Genomic DNA, 16,796 nt, shown 5'->3' with positions numbered 1-16,796 from the left:
ACCGGAAACCTGCCTCATGCCCGCGATCCGATCTCATTGCTTGCCGTGTTTATGCGGTCGTCAGGTGATTCCACCTGACTGCAGAACGCTCTACTGGAAGGCCGTCTCGAAGAAGCTTCTGAGCTTGCGCGAATGCAGACGCTCCGGCGGCATGGCGGCCAGCTTCTCGACGGCGCGCATGCCGATCTTCAGGTGCTGCGAGACCTGCCGCTTGTAGAACTCGGTCGCCATGCCGGGCAGTTTCAGCTCGCCGTGCAGCGGCTTGTCGGAGACGCACAGCAGTGTGCCGTAGGGCACCCGGAAACGGAAGCCGTTGGCGGCGATGGTCGCCGATTCCATGTCGAGCGCGATGGCGCGCGATTGCGACAGGCGCTGCACCGGCCCGCGCTGTTCGCGCAGTTCCCAGTTGCGGTTGTCGATGGTGGCGACCGTGCCGGTGCGCATGATGCGCTTCAGCTCGTAGCCGGACAGGCCGGTGATTTCCGCCACCGCTTCCTGCAGCGCCACCTGCACCTCGGCCAGCGCCGGCAGCGGCACCCAGACCGGCAGGTCGTCGTCGAGCACGTGGTCCTCGCGCACATAGGCATGCGCCAGCACATAGTCGCCGAGCGCCTGCGTGTTGCGCAGGCCGGCGCAATGGCCGAGCATCAGCCAGGCGTGGGGCCTCAGCACCGCGATGTGGTCGGTGATGGTCTTGGCGTTGGAAGGCCCGACGCCGATATTGACCATGGTGATGCCGCAATGGTCGTCGCGCGTCAGGTGATAGGCCGGCATCTGCGGCAGGCGGGCCGGCGCGGTGCTGCTCGGGCTGGTCTCACCCGCCAGCGTCACGACATTGCCCGGCTCGACGAACGACGTGTAGCCCTGTCCGCCCTCGGCCATCATCTCGCGCGCCAGCGCGCAGAACTCGTCGATGTAGAACTGGTAGTTGGTGAACAGGACGAAGTTCTGGAAGTGATCGGGCGTCGTCGCCGTGTAGTGCGCCAGCCGGTGCAGCGAATAGTCGATGCGCTGGGCCGTGAAGGGTGCCAGCGGCAGCGGTTCGCCGGGCGGCGCCTCGTAGGTGCCGTTGGCGATGTCGTCGTCGGTCGAATTCAGGTCGGGCACGTCGAACAGGTCGCGCAGCGGCCGCTTCAGCCGGTCCGCCACCGAAGCCTCGACATAGGTGTCCTTCAGGAACGCGAAATGCAGCGGGATCGGCGTTTCCGATTCCGAAACCGTTATCGGCACGCCGTGATTGCGCAGCACGAGGCCGAGCTGGTCGGTCAGATAGGCGTCGAACAGGTCGGGCCGCGTGATGGTGGTCGTGTAGACGCCGGGAGCCGCCACATGGCCATAGGCCAGCCGCGTGTCGATCTGTGCGTAGGAACCGGTCGCCAGGCTGATCTCGGGATAGTAGGCCCGGTAGCGCCGGTCGCTCTCGCCGGTCTCAGCGACCTCGGCAAAGGCCTGCCGCAGGAAGCCGGTGTTGCGCTCGTACAGCGCCTTCAGCGCGGCCACGGCTTCGCCGGCGTCCATGAAGCTCTTCCGCGCGAAAGGCTCGGGACTCGATATTGTCTGGATGGGTTGTGGGTAGATTCGCTTTTCCATGACCTTTTATATGGAAATTCTTCGGCTTCTCAAGTCCCGCCGGCGCGTTCTCCTGCCCTGCCGAAAAACACCGCATCAGCGCGCCCGCTTCAGGCTGACCATCAGGACGAACCCGGCGCCGCTTGATCTGGAATAGTCGCCTTCGATGATGCTTTCATGGCCGGCGCGGACATTCTGCACCGCAAGCAGCGGCGAACTGACCACCGCGGCAACGGCCAGGCCCTTGGCCAACTGCATCAGCGCCTGAAACATGCCTGTCTTCGCCCCGCGCCTCATGTCACCGGCCTCTCGCGGGCAGGCAACTGCCGCCGGTTTCCATCGTGCAGGCGAAGGGGCGGTTGTCCCGCCAGTCATGCGACGGCCGTCCGGCCTCGGCGACCAGGATGGCGAGCCCCATTCCGAACAGGGCGGTGATCAGGCAGACAATGGTAAAGCGGCGCGTCAGCATGGCGTTCTTCTCTCATTCTTGCCGCAATCATGCCGCGCGCCGGCTGAACCGGCTCTGAGAGGGGCGTTCATCCGTCGTTCAGCAACGTTAACCGGCCGGCGCGTGGCGGTAACGGATGGTTTATTGACGCCCTTGTTGCAAATTCATTGAACTTTGCTTACCTGCCTTGCGCTGCCGTTTTTGGGGCAGTATGGCCCGCAACCTGGAGGCAAGACGCATGACCACCCAGACCAAGCCGATCGAACTGCACTACTGGCCGACCCCCAACGGATGGAAGATCACCATCTATCTGGAGGAGACGGGGCTGCCCTACGAGGTGCACTATGTGAATATCGGCAAGGGCGAGCAGTTCGAGCCGTCTTTCCTGAAGATTGCGCCCAACAACCGCATGCCGGCCATCGTCGATCCGGAAGGGCCGGGCGGCGAGCCGATCTCGGTCTTCGAATCCGGCGCCATCCTGCAGTATCTCGGCCGCAAGACCGGACAGTTCTATCCGAGCGACGAGCGGGCACGCGTCGAGGTGGACCAGTGGCTGTTCTGGCAGATGGGCGGGCTGGGTCCGATGGCCGGGCAGGCGCATCATTTCCGCCAGTACGCGCCGGAGAAGGTCCCCTATGCCATCGACCGCTACACCAACGAGGTCAACCGTCTCTACGGCGTCATGAACCGGCGGCTGGCCGATCGTGAATTCCTGGCTGGTGAATACTCGATCGCCGACATGGCGTCGATCGGCTGGGTGAAGCCGCACCAGAACCAGGGCCAGGACCTGAACGACTTCCCGCATCTGAAGCGCTGGTTCGAAACGCTGATGGCGCGTCCGGCGATCGTCCGGGCGCTCGAGGTCGGCCAGGAGCACCGCCGAAACATAGCCGAGGACAAGGACGCGCAGAAGGTCCTGTTCGGTCAGCGCGCCCGCTGAATTTCTTCTCCGGGAATGCGCAAAGTGGACGCTTGTAGTGTTTTGCAGTCAGGTGAAAACACCTGACGACCGCATAAACGCTCAATGAGTCCAGGCGTCCGCTTTGCCGTTCAGCCGAGGCGTATCAGCAGGATCGCCAGGATCAGTATGCCGACGCCCGCCCAGCTCGTCAGGTTTAGGCGGTGGCCGAAGACCAGCCAGACGGCGATGGCCGTTCCGAGGATCGACAGCACGCCCCACACCGCATAGGCGATGAACAGGTCCATTCCCGTGACGGCGAGCGACAGCAGCGCGAAGGCTGCCATGATCAGGAGGACGGCCGCGGCGCCCCAGCCTTTCCGCGCGAAGCCGTCCGACTTCTCCAGCGCCAGGTTGGCCATGATGTCGAGCGCCACCGAGCCGAGCACATATCCCATGTATATTGTCATCGGACATGCTCCTGCCGGTAATGGCCGACATTGATCACGGCGATGCCCAGCAGGGCCGTGCCGATGCCGACGGCCTGCATCGCGGAGATGCTCTCATCGAGCAGATGGAGCGAAACAAGCGCGATCAGGATCATGCCGAACCCTTCCCAGAGGGCGTTGGCCAGCGCCACCGGTATGCGATGCGTCGCCTTACCGAGCAGGAGATAGGCGAGGCCGACCATGATGATCGCGGCGAGCGTCCCCTGCGCCAGATGGCCGGCGGAGACCAGGAGCTTCATGAGCGTGGTCCCGACAACTTCTGCGGAGACCGCAGCGATCAGATAAAGCCAGTGCAATTTCATCCTCGTTCATTAAATCAAGTTTCATGTCACTCGATTGAAATATCTGCATCCGAAGCGTAAGAAAAATCGCTGAGTGACAGGAATTTTGACGAAAGCGCCGCCCCGATGCGTCTGGACTATCTGGAGTATTTCGAAGCTGCCGCGCGGGCCGGCTCCATCTCCGAGGCCGCGCTCCGGCTCGGCCGCAACCGCTCGACGGTGAGCATGGCGATCGCCGCGCTGGAGGATGAGCTCGGCGTGGAGCTCTTCGTGCGGCGCGGCAACAGCCTCGCCCTGTCGGCGGTCGGCGAGCACATCCTGGACGATTGCGCTCGCATCATCGCGCTCTCCAACAGCATCATCGAACGTTGCGCGCGCGGCGGGGAAACCGCCGGCCGGGAGTTGCGGATAGGGCGCGACGATGTCCTGCCGGAGAATTTCTGGCGCCAGGTGATCAGGGCCATCCGCCGCACGCGGCCGGATGTGCGCTTGAGCATGCGCTATGCGGAAAGCGATGTGCTGCCGGAGCTGGTGCGCGACGGGCAGCTGGACATCGCCTATTTCATGGCCTCCGGCCGGTCCGGTCCTGCCGGCGGTCTGTACAGCCGCGTCATTGCGCGGATCGGCATGCGGATGATGGTCGCGCGCGGGCATCCGCTGCATGCCATGAGCTACGTCGCCGACGCGGATCTCTCCGTTCTGCCCCAGATCACCTATCTCGACAGCACCCAGCAGGAGCGCTTCCACCTCGACGCCATGGGCAGCGAGCGCATCGCGCTCAGCAGTTTCGAACTCGGCAAGGACGCGATCTGCGACGGGCTGGGCTGGGGCTATGTGCCGGAATCCCTGCTGTCGGAGGAGGACGAAGCGCAGCTTGGCCAGATCAATCACGGTCTGGGGGCTGCTTGGTATCCCTATCTGGTCTGCAGCCGGGAGCCGCTGGTCGCTGCGGCGCAGGCGGAGGGATTGCTGCCGCGGCACGCGCATGACATCGTCCTCGCGCAGATGCGCAGCGACGGTCTGATCGCCGAGTGAGGCTTCACGCGCTCCGCAGGGGAGGGCGCGTGGAGACGCAAAGACTGGAGGTCATGCCCGCCGTTCGGACTGCCGCGCGTCTTGATCGACGCACGGTGATCCAGACGCATTCAGCTCTCATGGAAACTCTGAATGGTCTATCTCGTTGCTTTTCGCGTCTATGCGGGCGTCAGGTGATGCCGCCTGACTGCAAAACGCTTCCTAGATCCGCGACCAGGTCTGGTTGCGGCAGATCAGCCCGCCGAGCACGCAGCCGCCCATCTTCAGGCTGTTGCCGGAAAGCGTTCCCTTGCCGGAATAGGTCTTGTCGTTTGCCGGGTCGGTGATCTTGCCCTTGTACTGGCTGCCGCCGGCCGACTGGAACGTGCCGATCTTCTTGCCGGCATGCTGTCCGGTTTTCAGCGTGATGCAATAGGACCCGCCGCAGGGCACGATCTGCGCGGTCGCGCCGGATTCCGTCTTCCAGTTGCCCTCGATCGGATCGGCCATGGCGACGCCGCCGGCCAGAAGCAGGGCCGCGCTGCTCAGAAAGAGTTTGCCAAGCATCATTCTTCCTCCCAATGACGTTGCGGCCATGAATTTACGCGAACGTAAAAGTAATACAATACTTTTCTGCGGCCGTTCGCCCCCCCCCCGATACAATGGGACGTCCCCGTCCGGGGCGGGGACGGAGATGCTACTCGACGCCGTAGATCCTGGCGATGTCGTCCAGCATCAGCTTGGCGGCCAGGACGCCGCCCGCCGTGTTCCAGATCGTGTCGTCGACGGCATAGACCTTGCCCGCCTTGACCGCGCTCAGCGTCTGCCAGAGCGGGTCGGAGAGGACCTCGCCGGAAAGCTTCGTCGCCTCGCCGTCACCTGGCTCGTAGGTGAAATGGAACAGCCGGTCGCCATCCATGTCCGGAATGCTCTCCTTGCCGACCTTCAGCACGAACGCGTCGACATCCTGGTTCGCCGGCCGGGCAAAGCCCAGCTTGTCCAGGATGAAGCCGGAGAAACTGTCCTTCTGATAGATGCGGATATGGCCCGGCATGAAGCGGATGACCGAAACCTTCTCCTTGATCTGATCGCCCAGGCTCGTCGTCAGCTGCCCTGCGCGCGCGTCGAAGTCGGCCAGAACCTTCTCGCCCTCAGCCGTCTTGCCGACGGCCTCGGCCCAGAGCTTGAAATTGATGCGCCAGTCGCCGCGCAGCCGCTCGGAGATCACCGTCGGCGCGATCGCCGACAGCTGCTCGTAGACCGCCTCATGGCGCAGCTTTGTGCCGAGGATCAGATCGGGCTGCAGCGCCGCGATCAGCTCGAGATTGACCGCACTCTCCTTGCCGACGGGTTCGACGCCCTCCATCTGCGAGGCGATGTGGTCATACCACGGATCGCCGTTCCAGGAATTGACCGCGCCGACCGGCTTGATGCCCAGCGCCAGGAGCGCCTCGGTGCCTTCATTGGTCAGGACGACGATCTTCCGCGGTTCGTCGGGCACCGTCGTCGTGCCCATGGAGTGCTCGATGTCCGCCGCCGCCGCGCCATGCGCCACGGACAGAAGAATGCTCATGATCGCCAGTCGTAAGATACGCATGTCTGCCTCCTGCCTTGCCGGGGGATCCGGAATGGCCTGTTCAATCGAAAAGCTGCACTGGATTGTCAAGTTTGAAGTTGACATCGCTATTCAACTTCTGAAATGCCGGGCCTCCGAGGGATCGAAATGAGAGGACAATGCCCCGCTACGCTCTGAGCCTGGGCCTCATCGTGCTGATCGCGCTTCTGGCGACGGCCAGCCTGCATCTGGGAATCCGCTACACCCCGACAGGCGAGGTCTGGCGCGCGCTCACCCAGGGCGGGGACGATCAGGCGGCATTGATCGTCAACACCCTGCGACTGCCGCGCACCCTGATAGCGCTGGTCGTCGGCGGCGCCCTCGGTCTGTGCGGACTTCTGCTGCAGACGGCGACGCGCAATCCGCTGGCCGAACCCGGCCTTTTGGGTATCAACGCGGGCGCGGGGTTCGCTGTCGTCCTGCTCATCGTCTTCACCGACGTCTACTCGCTGAGCGTGATTGCGCTGGTCGCCTGCATCGGAGCGCTGCTCTGCGCCGCGCTGGTCTTCGGTCTCGCCCTTTCGGCCGGCGGCATGTCCTCGCCCGCGCATCTCCTGCTTGCCGGGGTCACAATCGCTGCCCTGTTCGCCTCCGGCATCCAGATCGTCATCGTCGCCGATGAGCGCACCATGGAGGAGCTTCTGTTCTGGCTGTCGGGCGGCTTCGCCGACCGCGACCTGCGGCTGCTGGCGCTCGCCGCACCCGCCAGCCTGGTGCTCGCGCTGCTTTCCTGGCAGTTCTCGCCGGCGCTCGATGCGCTGATGACCGACGACGCCACCGCACAGTCCCTCGGTGTTCCTGTGCTGCGGACGCGGTTTCTGGTTCTGGTCCTGGCCGCGCTGCTGGCCGGGGTCAGCGTCGCCGTCGCCGGCCCCGTCGTCTTCATCGGCCTCGCCGCGCCTCATCTCGCCCGCCTGAGCGGCGAGCAGAACCACCTCGTCCTGATACCGCTTTCCGTGCTCACCGGCAGCGCGCTTGCCCTTGGCGCCGATATCGCCGCGCGTTTCGTGATCTATCCGTCCGAGGCGCCGGTCGGTGTCCTGCTGGCGGTGATCGGCGTTCCGACCCTGATCTACCTCCTGCAGCGCAAGCGCCTGGGAGTTTCGGCATGAGCCTTGTCGCGGGCGCGTCCCGGCCTGCCGCCATCCTCGAGCGCGGCGGCAAGTTCGCGATTCTGGCGCTGGTCCTGGCGGCGCTCGCGATTGCCAGCATCGGCTTCGGCAGTTCGGCCATGTCGGTCGGCCGGGTGCTTCTGGCGGTGGTTGGCGAGGGGCAACGCACCGACACGGTGATTGTCTGGTCGCTGCGTATGCCGCGCATGCTGATGGCGGCGCTCTGCGGAGCGGCCCTGGCTTTGGCGGGATTCGCGCTGCAGCGCGCGACCCGGAACGCGCTCGCCGCGCCCTCTGTGCTCGGCATCGTCGATGGTGCGGCCCTGGGCGTCATGGTCTTCCTGCTGCTCTTCAGCAATGAATCGAATGCGCTCATCGTCAGCATCCTCTGGCAGCCCCTTGCCGCGGCCTCCGGCGCGCTCCTGTTCGCGCTGACCGTCGTCCTTCTGGCGGTCAGGACGGGCGCGCCGCCTTTGCGGGTGATCCTCTACGGCGTGGCGCTCGGCGCGCTCGCCAAGGCTGGCGTCACCCTGTTCATGATCGACGGACCGGTGCACCGCGCCAGCCAGGCCGCGGTATGGCTGGCCGGCTCGGTGCATCAGGCGCGCTGGAGCGACCTGTCGACGCTCGCCGGCGCGCTGGCGCTTCTGGTCCCGCTGGCCTTCCTGCTCACCCGGCGCATGGACCAGCTCGAGCTCGACGAGCAGAGCGCCGCCGCCACCGGCCTGCCGGTGCGCGCGACGCAGCTCATGCTGTTCGCGCTCGCCACGTGCCTGACCGCGGCGGCGGTCTCGTTTGCCGGCGCGATCGGCTTTGTCGGACTGGTCGCGCCGCACGCCGCGCGGCTCCTCGTCGGCGGTCGCGCCTTCGGACAGGCGGTGGCCGCGGCGCTCCTTGGCGCGGCGATGGTGACGGCGGCCGATCTTGTCGTGCGCCTGGCTTTCGCCCCTCTCGAAGTGCCGGCCGGCGCTGTCACCGCGGTGATCGGCGCTCCGTATTTTCTGTTCATCTTGCTACGCGCGGGAAGAGTTCATGCCTGACAGTGAAAAACCCGACCGTACCGAAATCGAGTTACGCCGCGCCGCGCTCGGCTACGCCGGCAAGCGCGTCTTCGAATCCCTCGACCTGTCCATCGCCGCCGGTCGCCTGACCGCGCTTTGCGGTCCCAATGGCTGCGGCAAGTCGACGGCGCTGCGCGCCATGCGCGCCACGCTGCCGGCGGAGGCCGGCGATGTCCTGCTCAGGGGCCGTCCCATCTCCGCCTTTCCCGCCAGGGCGCTGGCGCGCGAGGTCGCCATGCTCACGCAAAGCCCCAGCGCACCGGAGGAGATGACCGTCGAGCATCTGGTGTCTCTCGGCCGCTACGCCCATCGCCGCGGCTTCTCCGCCGATGCGCGCGCCGACCGCGAGGCCGTGGCGGGCGCGCTGGAAAGCACAAATCTGGCGCATCTCGCCGACCGCGCCATCGGCACCCTGTCGGGCGGGCAATTGCAGCGGGTCTGGATCGCCATGGTCCTGGCGCAGGCGGCTCCCGTCATTCTGCTCGACGAGCCGACCAACCATCTCGACATCGCCCACGCGCTGGAAGTCCTCTCGCTGGTGCGGCGCCTCGGCACCGAGGAAAGCAAGACTGTGGTCGTCGTGCTGCACGATCTCAATCTGGCCGCCCGCTTCGCCGACGAGATCATATTCTTCAGCGGCGGCCGTGTGGCTGGTTCCGGGCCGGTGGATGAGGTCTTCCGCCGGGAGCTGATCGAGGAGGTCTTCGGCATCGAGTGCATCGTGCGCCGGGAGGAGGCCTCGGGAAGACCCTATTGCATCCCGCTCGCAGCCGTTCCGACGCGCCGCGACCGCCTGGGGCATGGCTAGAAATTTCAGAAAACTGTCTCCTTTAGCCGCGCGCGTGGTTAGCGGAATCTTGCTGCCGGAGTTAACGGGAAATCCGACCTGAACGCTGCGAAGCCCACGCCGCCGCGGATTTCGATGCTTAACGAAATCAGGCATTTACTGAAAATTTGAACTTTATTTTCCTCCAGTTAAGCACAAGATTTAACGGCGATTTCAGGCGGTCCCGTCATTCTCGCAACCATCGAAGAGCAAGCCCGGATGCGGGAAACAAAAGCTCTCGGGAGAGAAAACAGGGATCTTGGATTATGGCACGTTATGACGTTCAGGAAGCAGGCTTCGGCACGGCCGGTTCGTCCACCCAGGCCGATGTGCTGTTTCAACTGGGAATGATGTATGCGACCGGCCGCGACTGCGATGTCGATCTGGTGGCGGCTCACAAATGGTTCAACATCGCCGCCATCAAGGGCTCCGAGCGCGCCGCGGAGCTGCGCTCGGAAGTAGCCGGAACCATGTCGAAGACCGATCTGGCGAAGGCGCTGCGCGGCGCCCGCGAATGGATGACCACGCATTGACCGGATTTGAGGCGGCGAACGGGGAGCAGAGACCCCGCTCGCGGGTGCCGTGGCGGCGTTCTCGCTGAACGGCCCGCAATGCTATCTGTCCGGCAGGACCCACGGGGGAACTGCTCTGTCGCCTCCATCGCCGTGCCGGCGTCCAGCCGGCCGGGGAACGCAATTATTCCTCGAAGCGCACCAGCGTCGCGCCGTCGTTCACCTGCGCTCCCTCGGTGGCGATCTCGGCGATCACGCCGTCATGCGGCGCCGTGATCGTGTGCTCCATCTTCATCGCCTCGAGAACCAGCAGCGGCTGACCCTTCTTGACCGTCTCGTTTATGGCGGCCCGCACCAGCTTGACCAGTCCGGGCATCGGCGCGCTCAGCCGGTCGCCCGCCGCCGCGTCGCCCGCCATCTGCAGCGGGTCGGGAACCTGGAAAGTCAGCCCGTCGGCGCGCTCGAACACCGTCACATGACCGGGCCAGCGGGCCACGCGGCCGGCGTCGCCGCGCGGCACGATGATCGGCCGCGTGCGCTCGTCGTCGCCCACCGAGATGGAAAGCGCCCCGTCCGGCCGTGCGGTGACCGAAGCGCTGATCGTCTCGTCGCCGCGTTGCAGCACGCGCCGATGCGCGATGGCGCCGAAATGTCCGTATCCCGAAATCCCCGAGAACGGATCGGCTTCGTGGCCGGCTTCCGGACGCTGGCTGGTGGCCGCGACCGCGCTTGCCACATGCCGGGCGAGGGGCGGGGCCATCGTCGTGAGCGCCGCCTGCTTGCGGCCGATCAGCCCCGTCTCGAGATTGGCGGCGACGAAATCCTCGTCGCGCGCCAGCCGTGCCAGAAACCCGAGATTGACCGTCGAGCCGGCCACTTCGGTCGCCTCGAGCGCCGTCGCCAGGGCCTCGAGCGCCGCTGTCCGCGATCCGGCGTGGACGATCAGCTTCGCGATCATCGGGTCATAGTAGGGAGAGATCGTGTCGCCCGCCGTCACCCCGGCATCGACCCGCAGCGCCGCTCCGTCGACGCGGGCGGGAAATTTCAGATGGTGCAGCGTGCCCGTCGCCGGCAGGAAGTCGCGGGTCGCGTCCTCGGCATAGATCCGGGCCTCGACCGCATGACCGGTCGCCGTGATCTCCTCCTGCGCCAGCGGCAACTGCTCGCCGGCGGCGACGCGAAGCTGCCATTCCACCAGATCGATGCCGGTGATCATCTCCGTCACCGGATGCTCGACCTGCAGGCGGGTGTTCATCTCCATGAACCAGAAGCGGTCGGGGCGCAGGCCCTCCGAGGCATCGACGATGAACTCGATCGTGCCGGCGCCGCTATAGGAGATCGCCTTTGCGGCCTTTACAGCGGCTTCCGTCATGGCTTGGCGCGTCGCCTCGTTCATGCCGGGCGCCGGCGCTTCCTCGATGACCTTCTGGTGGCGGCGCTGCGCCGAGCAGTCGCGTTCGAAGAGGTGAACGGCATTGCCGTGATTGTCGCCGAACACCTGGACTTCGATGTGCCGCGGCGTCTGGATGTATTTCTCCACCAGCACATGCTCGTCACCGAAGGCGGCCTTCGCCTCGCGCTGGGCGGCCGCCAGCGCCTCGGGAAAGGCATTCGGATCGCTGACCAGCCGCATGCCCTTGCCGCCGCCGCCGGCGCGCGCCTTGATCAGCACCGGATAGCCGATCTCGTTGGCCTTGGCGGCCAGCGCGACCAGCGCCTGCGTGTCGCCGTGATAGCCCGGAACGACCGGCACGCCGGCCCGCTCCATCAGCCGCTTGGCGGCGTCCTTCAGTCCCATGGCGCGGATGGCCTTGGAGGAGGGGCCGATGAAGATCAGGCCTGCCGCTTCCACCTTCTCGACGAAGTCGGGGTTCTCCGAAAGGAAGCCGTAGCCCGGGTGTATCGCCTGCGCACCGGTGTCGAGCGCTGCCCGAATGATCCGGTCGCCGTCGAGATAGCTCTCGCCGACGGGCGCCGCTCCGATATGCACCGCTTCGTCGGCGGTTCTCACATGCAGCGCCGCACGGTCGGCATCCGAATAGACCGCCACCGTGGCGATGCCCAATCGCTTCGCGGTCTGCATCACGCGAACGGCGATCTCGCCGCGATTGGCGACCAGGATTTTCTCGAACATCGGCGATTTTCCCCCTGCGATGGAAGCGGCTGTCGGTCCTGGTGGCTTTATAGACGGTTTCGGGATGCGAAGTCAGTGAAATCCCGCAGCCAGCACCGCCATTTCCCTTGCTTCGGTCGGCCTCGGCGCGCCGTGAAATGCACCGAACGCCGAGCCGCCTGCGGCCCGATGCGTATCGAGATGATGCGCGAATAAGCGGGTTTCCGCAGTATTCATGGAAGATAATAGAATAAAAACAGTGCCTTAAGATCAGGCATGCGCTCCGTTTACCGTAACGATGCCTATAGAAACTGCTCAGCAGGTCCCTTTCCGCTTATCCCTTTCAGCAGTGCTCTGGCCGGCCGGTCGGTGCCGGTTTGTCCCGTGTCTAGCGCGTACAGAAATTGCGGCGGTCGACCAATGCGACGCCTCGCAAGCATTGAACGGGCTGATCATGATCGAAACGCACTGCCGACCGCATTCCTTTTCCATTGCGGGGACGAGAACGCAGCTTCGGAGTTTCCGAGGAGGGACCGGCAGCTTTTGCCTAGGAGCGCAGGTGCGGCTTTCCCGCGCCTGTATCCCCTGTCGGCCAGGCACCGCAGCCCGGCGCGCGCAGCCCCGAGCAGGGAACGCCCCCAGTCAAACCTATTCGACCCGCCGCCTTTGAACTGGCCGCCCGGCGCGCGGCGTCCGTCAGCACAACGCACCAGAACGTTGTGGCGAAGATCGTGAAACGTGGATGCGTCGAGATGGAGCTGGCCGTCAACACCGTCAGCAGAAAAGATATTGGAAACGTCACAATGAAACGTTCACGAACTCGCATTCTTCTTGCAACCAGCGCCATGTCCTTCGCCATGGCGATGTGCGCTGATCCGGGCGTTGCTGCTGATCTCCGCGATGGTTACGAACCAATACCGGAACCACCGATCCATGAACCGGAGCCCGGCTCGGCGAGAGCCGCGATTTTCGACGGGCAGCCCGTATACGATGGTGCTGGGGAACTGCCGGTCTACAAGGGAGAGGAGGTTCCGTCGCTTGTCGATCTGGGACATCTCTGCCAGGGCGTCGCCTGCGCGAGCAATCTGCGGGGCAAGGCGCTCGACAACAGCGAAACCGGCCGGTTGCGCATCGGCGAGAACACGGAATGGGCGCCTTCGGGCGACAGGGCGTCGATTCCCTTCAGCATCTCGGTGGATGGCCAGGTGGTCGATGAGAATGGCGTCATCCACAACGAGGGCGCCTTTGGCGTCGATGCAGACGGACGGCCGGTCGACAAGCAGCGCAAGACGGATGTCGATCTCAATGCGGTGGACATCCAGGTGAAGTTCGACGGCCTCGATCAGGAGCCGCTGCTGAACGTTTCCACCGTGTCGATGCGCAACGCCTATCGCCCCGGCGAACCCGTGCAGTTCTACGCGACATCCAACTATCCGGCTTTCGTGAAGCGCGCGGAAATCCGCGTCTACGACAATCGTCGCAAGCACTCCAGCAGCCCCATCATCGTGCTGCCCGTCCGGGTCAACTCGGAAGCGGGATGGGTGATGCCCGCCGATCCGGGCGGCGACTACAGCTACGTTCTGCGCGTTTACGATGACCGGGGTCGTTTCGACGAGACGGTTCCTCTGCCCCTTTCCGCCGGCTACAACGAGGTCGATCCCTATCGGGGCGACGCGATCGCGCCGGGACGGGCGGAAGACAGGACTGCCTTCCGCAACATCCCGGTATATGGCGGTGCGGTCACCATCTACGGTCGCAACGTGCCGGAGGGATATGGCATCGTCGCCTTCGACGAGATGGTTCCGCTCGATGCGAACGGCGCCTTTGTCACCCAGCGCATCCTGCCGCCCGGCCAGCATGTCGTCGAGATCGCGGTGGATGGCGCGTCGAAGGGCGGCGGCCTCTACTTCAGCCGCGACGTCAACATTCCGACCAACGACTGGTTCTATGTGGCACTCGCCGATTTCACGGTTGGCAAGCGCACGGGCGACATCGGCATCGAGGATGTCCGCTCCGGCGAGTACGACAAGGTCTGGCAGAGCGGCCGCCTGGCCTTCTATCTGCGCGGCAAGATCAAGGGGAAATTCCTGCTGACCGCCGCCGCGGATACCGGTGAGAACGAGATCAAGCGGCTGTTCAGGGACCTGGATGCGCGCGATCCGAGAGAATTGCTGCGGCGCATCGATCCGGACAAGTACTATCCGGTCTATGGCGACGATTCCAAATCGGTCGACGACGCTCCGACCAACGGCAAGTTCTACGTCAGGCTCGAGCGTGGCGACAGCCACGTCATGTGGGGCAATTACAAGACCAGGATCTCGGGAACCCGCTATCTGCAGGTGGACCGTGGACTGTACGGCGGCAGCACCGTGCTGCGGTCGTCCGGCAACACCGCGTTCGGGGAACCCAGGTTCCAGGCGACGGCCTTCGCCGCCCAGCCGGAAACCCTGCCGCAGCGCGACGAGTTCCTGGGCACCGGCGGTTCGGCCTATTTCCTGAAGAGACAGAGGGTCATTGAGGGATCGGAGACCCTGCACCTGGAGTATCGCGACAAGATTACGGGACGCGTCATCGATCGTCGTGCCCTGGCCTATGGCGAGGACTATTCCATCGACTACCTGCAGGGCGTGGTGATCCTCAGCAGACCGCTCTCCCAGGCCAGCGCCGCCCGCGGACCGGTGCGCGACGGCGCGTTGGGCGGTGATGCGGCCTATATCGTCGCCCAGTATGAATACCGGGCGCGCGCCGGGGAAACCGACGACTATGTGTTCGGCGGGCGCGCCGAACGCTGGCTGCGGAACAGCCTGCGGTTCGGCGTGACCGGCATGATCGACAGGACCGGGGTTGCCGATCACAAGGCCTATGGCGCGGACGTGCGCATTCGACGCTCCGAAACGACCTATCTCGACGGCGAGATAGCCTATTCGCAAGGTCCGGGCTTCGGCATTTCGCGTTCGACCGATGGCGGCCTGACGATCTCCGATACCCCGAGCGCCGGCCTCGCCGGCCGGAAGGCTGCCGCCTGGATCGTCCGCGGACAGATGGACATGAAGGATATCAATGCGGCCCTGCCGGGCAAGATCGGCGGGTATTACGAGAGCAAGGAAGCCGGGTTCTCCAGCGTCACCGAGCAGATCACGGTCGATGAGCGGGTCTGGGGCGCCCATGCGGAACTTCCGCTGACTCAGAACATCGATTTCAACCTGAACTATGACGATTATCGCAATGACGAGGGCCGTCGTCGCAAGGAGGTCGAGACGTCCTTCAGCTGGGTCTTCGACGCCTATTGGAAGGCCGCATTCGGCATCTCTTACTCCAAGCTCTGTTCGCCGAGCTCTATTCTTGCCGGGAAGTCCGGACAGGACGGCTCGCGGATGGATGCGGGTGTCCGGATCGACTACCGCGAGAGCGCCGACACGCTGTACTACGGCTTCATGCAGGCGACCTTCGATCGGAAGGGCGACGTCAAGAAGAACGACCGCTACGGTGTCGGCGCCGAAATGATGCTTACGGAAAGGATCGGCGCCGAGGCCGAAGTGTCCTGGGGGCCGAGCGGCTTTGGCGGCCTGGCCGCCCTGACCTACGATCCGACCGTCGACGACCACTACTATCTCGGCTACCGGCTCGACCCGGACCGCTCCAACGACGACAATTACGGTTACGATCTCGTCGGCCATGACCGTGGCGCGATCGTCGCGGGCGTGAAGAAGCGCCTCAACGACGTCACCTCGGCCTATTCGGAGGCGAATTACGATCTGTTCGGGCGTCGCACGACGCTCGCCCAGACCTATGGCGTCGTCTATACGCCGGACCCGGTCTGGACCATCGACGCCGGTTTCGAAGCCGGCGATGTCGAGGACAGGCGCATCAACGCGACGACCGGTCGGGAGTATGCCGATTTCGAGCGCTACGCGGGTTCGCTCAGCCTGGGATACCGGGAGGAGGAACTCGGCCTGAGTTCGCGTCTGCGCGGCGAGGCGCGTTTCGAGCGTTCCGACGACGCCAGCCGCAACCGCAACGTCTATCTGGTCAGCGCCGGCGGCACCTGGCAGCACGATGAAAGCGGCCGGGTGCTCGCCAATGTCGATGCCGTCATCACGGATACGGATGCCGGCGGATACTACCATGGCGACTATATCGAAGGGTCCGTCGGCTATGCTTACCGGCCCATCGACAACGACCTGGTCAACGCCCTGTTCCGCTACACCTATCTGCACAACCTGCCGGCCAGAGACCAGATCAGCGGGCTGTCGCGGTCGACCAACGGACCGGAACAGCGCAGCCACATCGTTTCGGCGGACGTGAATTACGATCTGTTGCCGTGGCTGACGATCGGCGGCAAATACGCCATGCGCATGGGCGAGATTCGCCTGCGCAACAGCGGCGGGGCCTTCGGCGCCTGGGAGGAATCGACCGCCCATCTCGGCATCGTGCGGACCGACCTGCATATCGTGAAGAACTGGGACGCGCTGCTCGAGGGCAGGGCCTTCTTCCTGCCGGACATCAAGTCGACGGACTATGGCGCCCTGGCTGCGGTCTACCGGCATGTCGGAAACAACTTCAAGGTCGGCGCGGGTTACAATTTCGGACGCTTCTCCGATGATCTGCGCGATCTGACGCTCGACGACAGGGGACCGTTCCTCAACATCGTCGGGAAGTTCTGACGGCGGAGCACGCCTTCCGGGCAAATGAGTATCGGTCATTTCCAGCCATGCTCCGGGCTTCATCGCCCGGAGCATCGGCATGCCAAGCTTCTCCATTCCCGCGCGGCGGTCCGCCGGGTGATGTCAAAGAACGCTCCCTTTGGGGAGACCGGGAAGACGGGCGGCGAAAGCGTC

At 64.8% G+C, this 16,796-nt stretch carries 15 protein-coding genes; 7 read left to right on the top strand and 8 right to left on the bottom strand.

Annotation, left to right across the window (positions count from 1 at the left end; genetic code table 11):
- Positions 1–90 precede the first annotated feature (90 nt).
- The 3 genes from NA2_RS05440 to NA2_RS22130 all read right to left on the bottom strand — a co-directional run bounded on the left by NA2_RS05440 (position 91) and on the right by NA2_RS22130 (position 2,038).
- A complete protein-coding gene (locus NA2_RS05440) occupies positions 91–1,590 on the bottom strand; it encodes an AMP nucleosidase (RefSeq protein WP_040676866.1) in 1,500 nt (499 codons plus the stop codon).
- A 75-nt stretch (positions 1,591–1,665) separates the two neighbouring features.
- A complete protein-coding gene (locus NA2_RS05435) occupies positions 1,666–1,842 on the bottom strand; it encodes a hypothetical protein (protein ID WP_157188140.1) in 177 nt (58 codons plus the stop codon).
- 25 nt (positions 1,843–1,867) lie between these two features.
- Positions 1,868–2,038, bottom strand: coding sequence for a hypothetical protein (locus tag NA2_RS22130; RefSeq protein WP_008595074.1), 171 nt, complete (start codon positions 2,036–2,038; stop codon positions 1,868–1,870).
- A gap of 217 nt (positions 2,039–2,255) precedes the next feature.
- On the opposite strand from NA2_RS22130, the gene NA2_RS05430 reads away from it, so the two are divergent.
- Entirely contained in the window at positions 2,256–2,957 is a 702-nt protein-coding gene (locus NA2_RS05430; protein ID WP_008595072.1) for a glutathione S-transferase N-terminal domain-containing protein, read from the top strand.
- A gap of 110 nt (positions 2,958–3,067) precedes the next feature.
- Here NA2_RS05430 and NA2_RS05425 read toward each other — a convergent pair whose 3' ends face one another.
- Together NA2_RS05425 and NA2_RS05420 are read right to left on the bottom strand one after the other, a co-directional pair.
- Positions 3,068–3,385 (bottom strand): SMR family transporter, encoded by a 318-nt coding sequence (locus NA2_RS05425; RefSeq protein WP_040676860.1) that lies wholly within the window; start codon positions 3,383–3,385, stop codon positions 3,068–3,070.
- The gene (locus tag NA2_RS05420; RefSeq protein ID WP_008595068.1) at positions 3,382–3,726 is read right to left on the bottom strand and encodes a DMT family transporter; all 345 of its coding nucleotides are present in this window, start codon (positions 3,724–3,726) and stop codon (positions 3,382–3,384) included. The genes NA2_RS05425 and NA2_RS05420 overlap by 4 nt, the downstream gene beginning before the upstream one ends.
- Positions 3,727–3,831: 105 nt before the next feature.
- Between NA2_RS05420 and NA2_RS05415 the strand changes: the two genes are divergently transcribed.
- Positions 3,832–4,740, top strand: a complete 909-nt coding sequence (locus NA2_RS05415; protein WP_008595066.1) for a LysR family transcriptional regulator — start codon at positions 3,832–3,834, stop codon at positions 4,738–4,740.
- Between the two features lie 201 nt (positions 4,741–4,941).
- On the opposite strand, the gene NA2_RS05410 is transcribed toward NA2_RS05415, so the two are convergent.
- Both NA2_RS05410 and NA2_RS05405 read right to left on the bottom strand, forming a co-directional pair.
- Positions 4,942–5,286: a DUF2147 domain-containing protein gene (locus NA2_RS05410; RefSeq protein WP_040676911.1), complete on the bottom strand. Its 345-nt coding sequence runs from the start codon at positions 5,284–5,286 to the stop codon at positions 4,942–4,944.
- Positions 5,287–5,416: 130 nt separating this feature from the next.
- Positions 5,417–6,316 carry an ABC transporter substrate-binding protein gene (locus tag NA2_RS05405; protein ID WP_008595062.1) on the bottom strand — a complete coding sequence of 300 codons (900 nt, stop codon included), beginning with the start codon at positions 6,314–6,316 and terminating at the stop codon, positions 5,417–5,419.
- Positions 6,317–6,453: 137 nt separating this feature from the next.
- Between NA2_RS05405 and NA2_RS05400 the strand changes: the two genes are divergently transcribed.
- From NA2_RS05400 to NA2_RS05385, 4 genes are all read left to right on the top strand, one after another.
- On the top strand, positions 6,454–7,446 hold the full coding sequence (locus NA2_RS05400) for a FecCD family ABC transporter permease (protein ID WP_008595060.1): 993 nt from the start codon (positions 6,454–6,456) through the stop codon (positions 7,444–7,446).
- Positions 7,443–8,486 (top strand): FecCD family ABC transporter permease, encoded by a 1,044-nt coding sequence (locus NA2_RS05395; protein WP_008595058.1) that lies wholly within the window; start codon positions 7,443–7,445, stop codon positions 8,484–8,486. The genes NA2_RS05400 and NA2_RS05395 overlap by 4 nt, the downstream gene beginning before the upstream one ends.
- Complete coding sequence (locus NA2_RS05390; RefSeq protein ID WP_008595056.1) at positions 8,479–9,315, top strand: ABC transporter ATP-binding protein; 837 nt, start codon at positions 8,479–8,481, stop codon at positions 9,313–9,315. Before NA2_RS05395 ends, NA2_RS05390 begins: the two co-directional genes overlap by 8 nt.
- Positions 9,316–9,599: 284 nt before the next feature.
- Positions 9,600–9,866 carry an SEL1-like repeat protein gene (locus NA2_RS05385; RefSeq protein ID WP_008595054.1) on the top strand — a complete coding sequence of 89 codons (267 nt, stop codon included), beginning with the start codon at positions 9,600–9,602 and terminating at the stop codon, positions 9,864–9,866.
- 163 nt (positions 9,867–10,029) lie between these two features.
- Here the strand turns inward: NA2_RS05385 and NA2_RS05380 are convergent, their stop codons facing one another.
- On the bottom strand, positions 10,030–11,979 hold the full coding sequence (locus NA2_RS05380) for an acetyl/propionyl/methylcrotonyl-CoA carboxylase subunit alpha (RefSeq protein ID WP_008595053.1): 1,950 nt from the start codon (positions 11,977–11,979) through the stop codon (positions 10,030–10,032).
- Between the two features lie 782 nt (positions 11,980–12,761).
- Here NA2_RS05380 and NA2_RS05375 point away from each other — a divergent pair.
- Positions 12,762–16,622, top strand: coding sequence for a TonB-dependent receptor (locus NA2_RS05375; protein ID WP_040676909.1), 3,861 nt, complete (start codon positions 12,762–12,764; stop codon positions 16,620–16,622).
- Positions 16,623–16,796 lie beyond the last annotated feature (174 nt).

The sequence above is a fragment of the Nitratireductor pacificus pht-3B genome (assembly GCF_000300335.1).
Taxonomy (GTDB): Bacteria; Pseudomonadota; Alphaproteobacteria; order Rhizobiales; family Rhizobiaceae; genus Nitratireductor; species Nitratireductor pacificus.
Note: the sequence above shows the minus strand (reverse complement) of the source record. Positions and strands in the feature narration are given on the sequence as shown.

Coding starts and splice junctions, on each gene's coding strand:
- NA2_RS05440 (WP_040676866.1), bottom strand. CDS start 1,590: ATGGAAAAGCGAATCTACCCACAACCCATCCAGACAATATCGAGTCCC.
- NA2_RS05385 (WP_008595054.1), top strand. CDS start 9,600: ATGGCACGTTATGACGTTCAGGAAGCAGGCTTCGGCACGGCCGGTTCG.
- NA2_RS05415 (WP_008595066.1), top strand. CDS start 3,832: ATGCGTCTGGACTATCTGGAGTATTTCGAAGCTGCCGCGCGGGCCGGC.
- NA2_RS05395 (WP_008595058.1), top strand. CDS start 7,443: ATGAGCCTTGTCGCGGGCGCGTCCCGGCCTGCCGCCATCCTCGAGCGC.
- NA2_RS05380 (WP_008595053.1), bottom strand. CDS start 11,979: ATGTTCGAGAAAATCCTGGTCGCCAATCGCGGCGAGATCGCCGTTCGC.
- NA2_RS05375 (WP_040676909.1), top strand. CDS start 12,762: ATGAAACGTTCACGAACTCGCATTCTTCTTGCAACCAGCGCCATGTCC.
- NA2_RS05435 (WP_157188140.1), bottom strand. CDS start 1,842: ATGTTTCAGGCGCTGATGCAGTTGGCCAAGGGCCTGGCCGTTGCCGCG.
- NA2_RS05420 (WP_008595068.1), bottom strand. CDS start 3,726: ATGAAATTGCACTGGCTTTATCTGATCGCTGCGGTCTCCGCAGAAGTT.
- NA2_RS05410 (WP_040676911.1), bottom strand. CDS start 5,286: ATGCTTGGCAAACTCTTTCTGAGCAGCGCGGCCCTGCTTCTGGCCGGC.
- NA2_RS05390 (WP_008595056.1), top strand. CDS start 8,479: ATGCCTGACAGTGAAAAACCCGACCGTACCGAAATCGAGTTACGCCGC.
- NA2_RS22130 (WP_008595074.1), bottom strand. CDS start 2,038: ATGCTGACGCGCCGCTTTACCATTGTCTGCCTGATCACCGCCCTGTTC.
- NA2_RS05400 (WP_008595060.1), top strand. CDS start 6,454: ATGCCCCGCTACGCTCTGAGCCTGGGCCTCATCGTGCTGATCGCGCTT.
- NA2_RS05425 (WP_040676860.1), bottom strand. CDS start 3,385: ATGACAATATACATGGGATATGTGCTCGGCTCGGTGGCGCTCGACATC.
- NA2_RS05405 (WP_008595062.1), bottom strand. CDS start 6,316: ATGCGTATCTTACGACTGGCGATCATGAGCATTCTTCTGTCCGTGGCG.
- NA2_RS05430 (WP_008595072.1), top strand. CDS start 2,256: ATGACCACCCAGACCAAGCCGATCGAACTGCACTACTGGCCGACCCCC.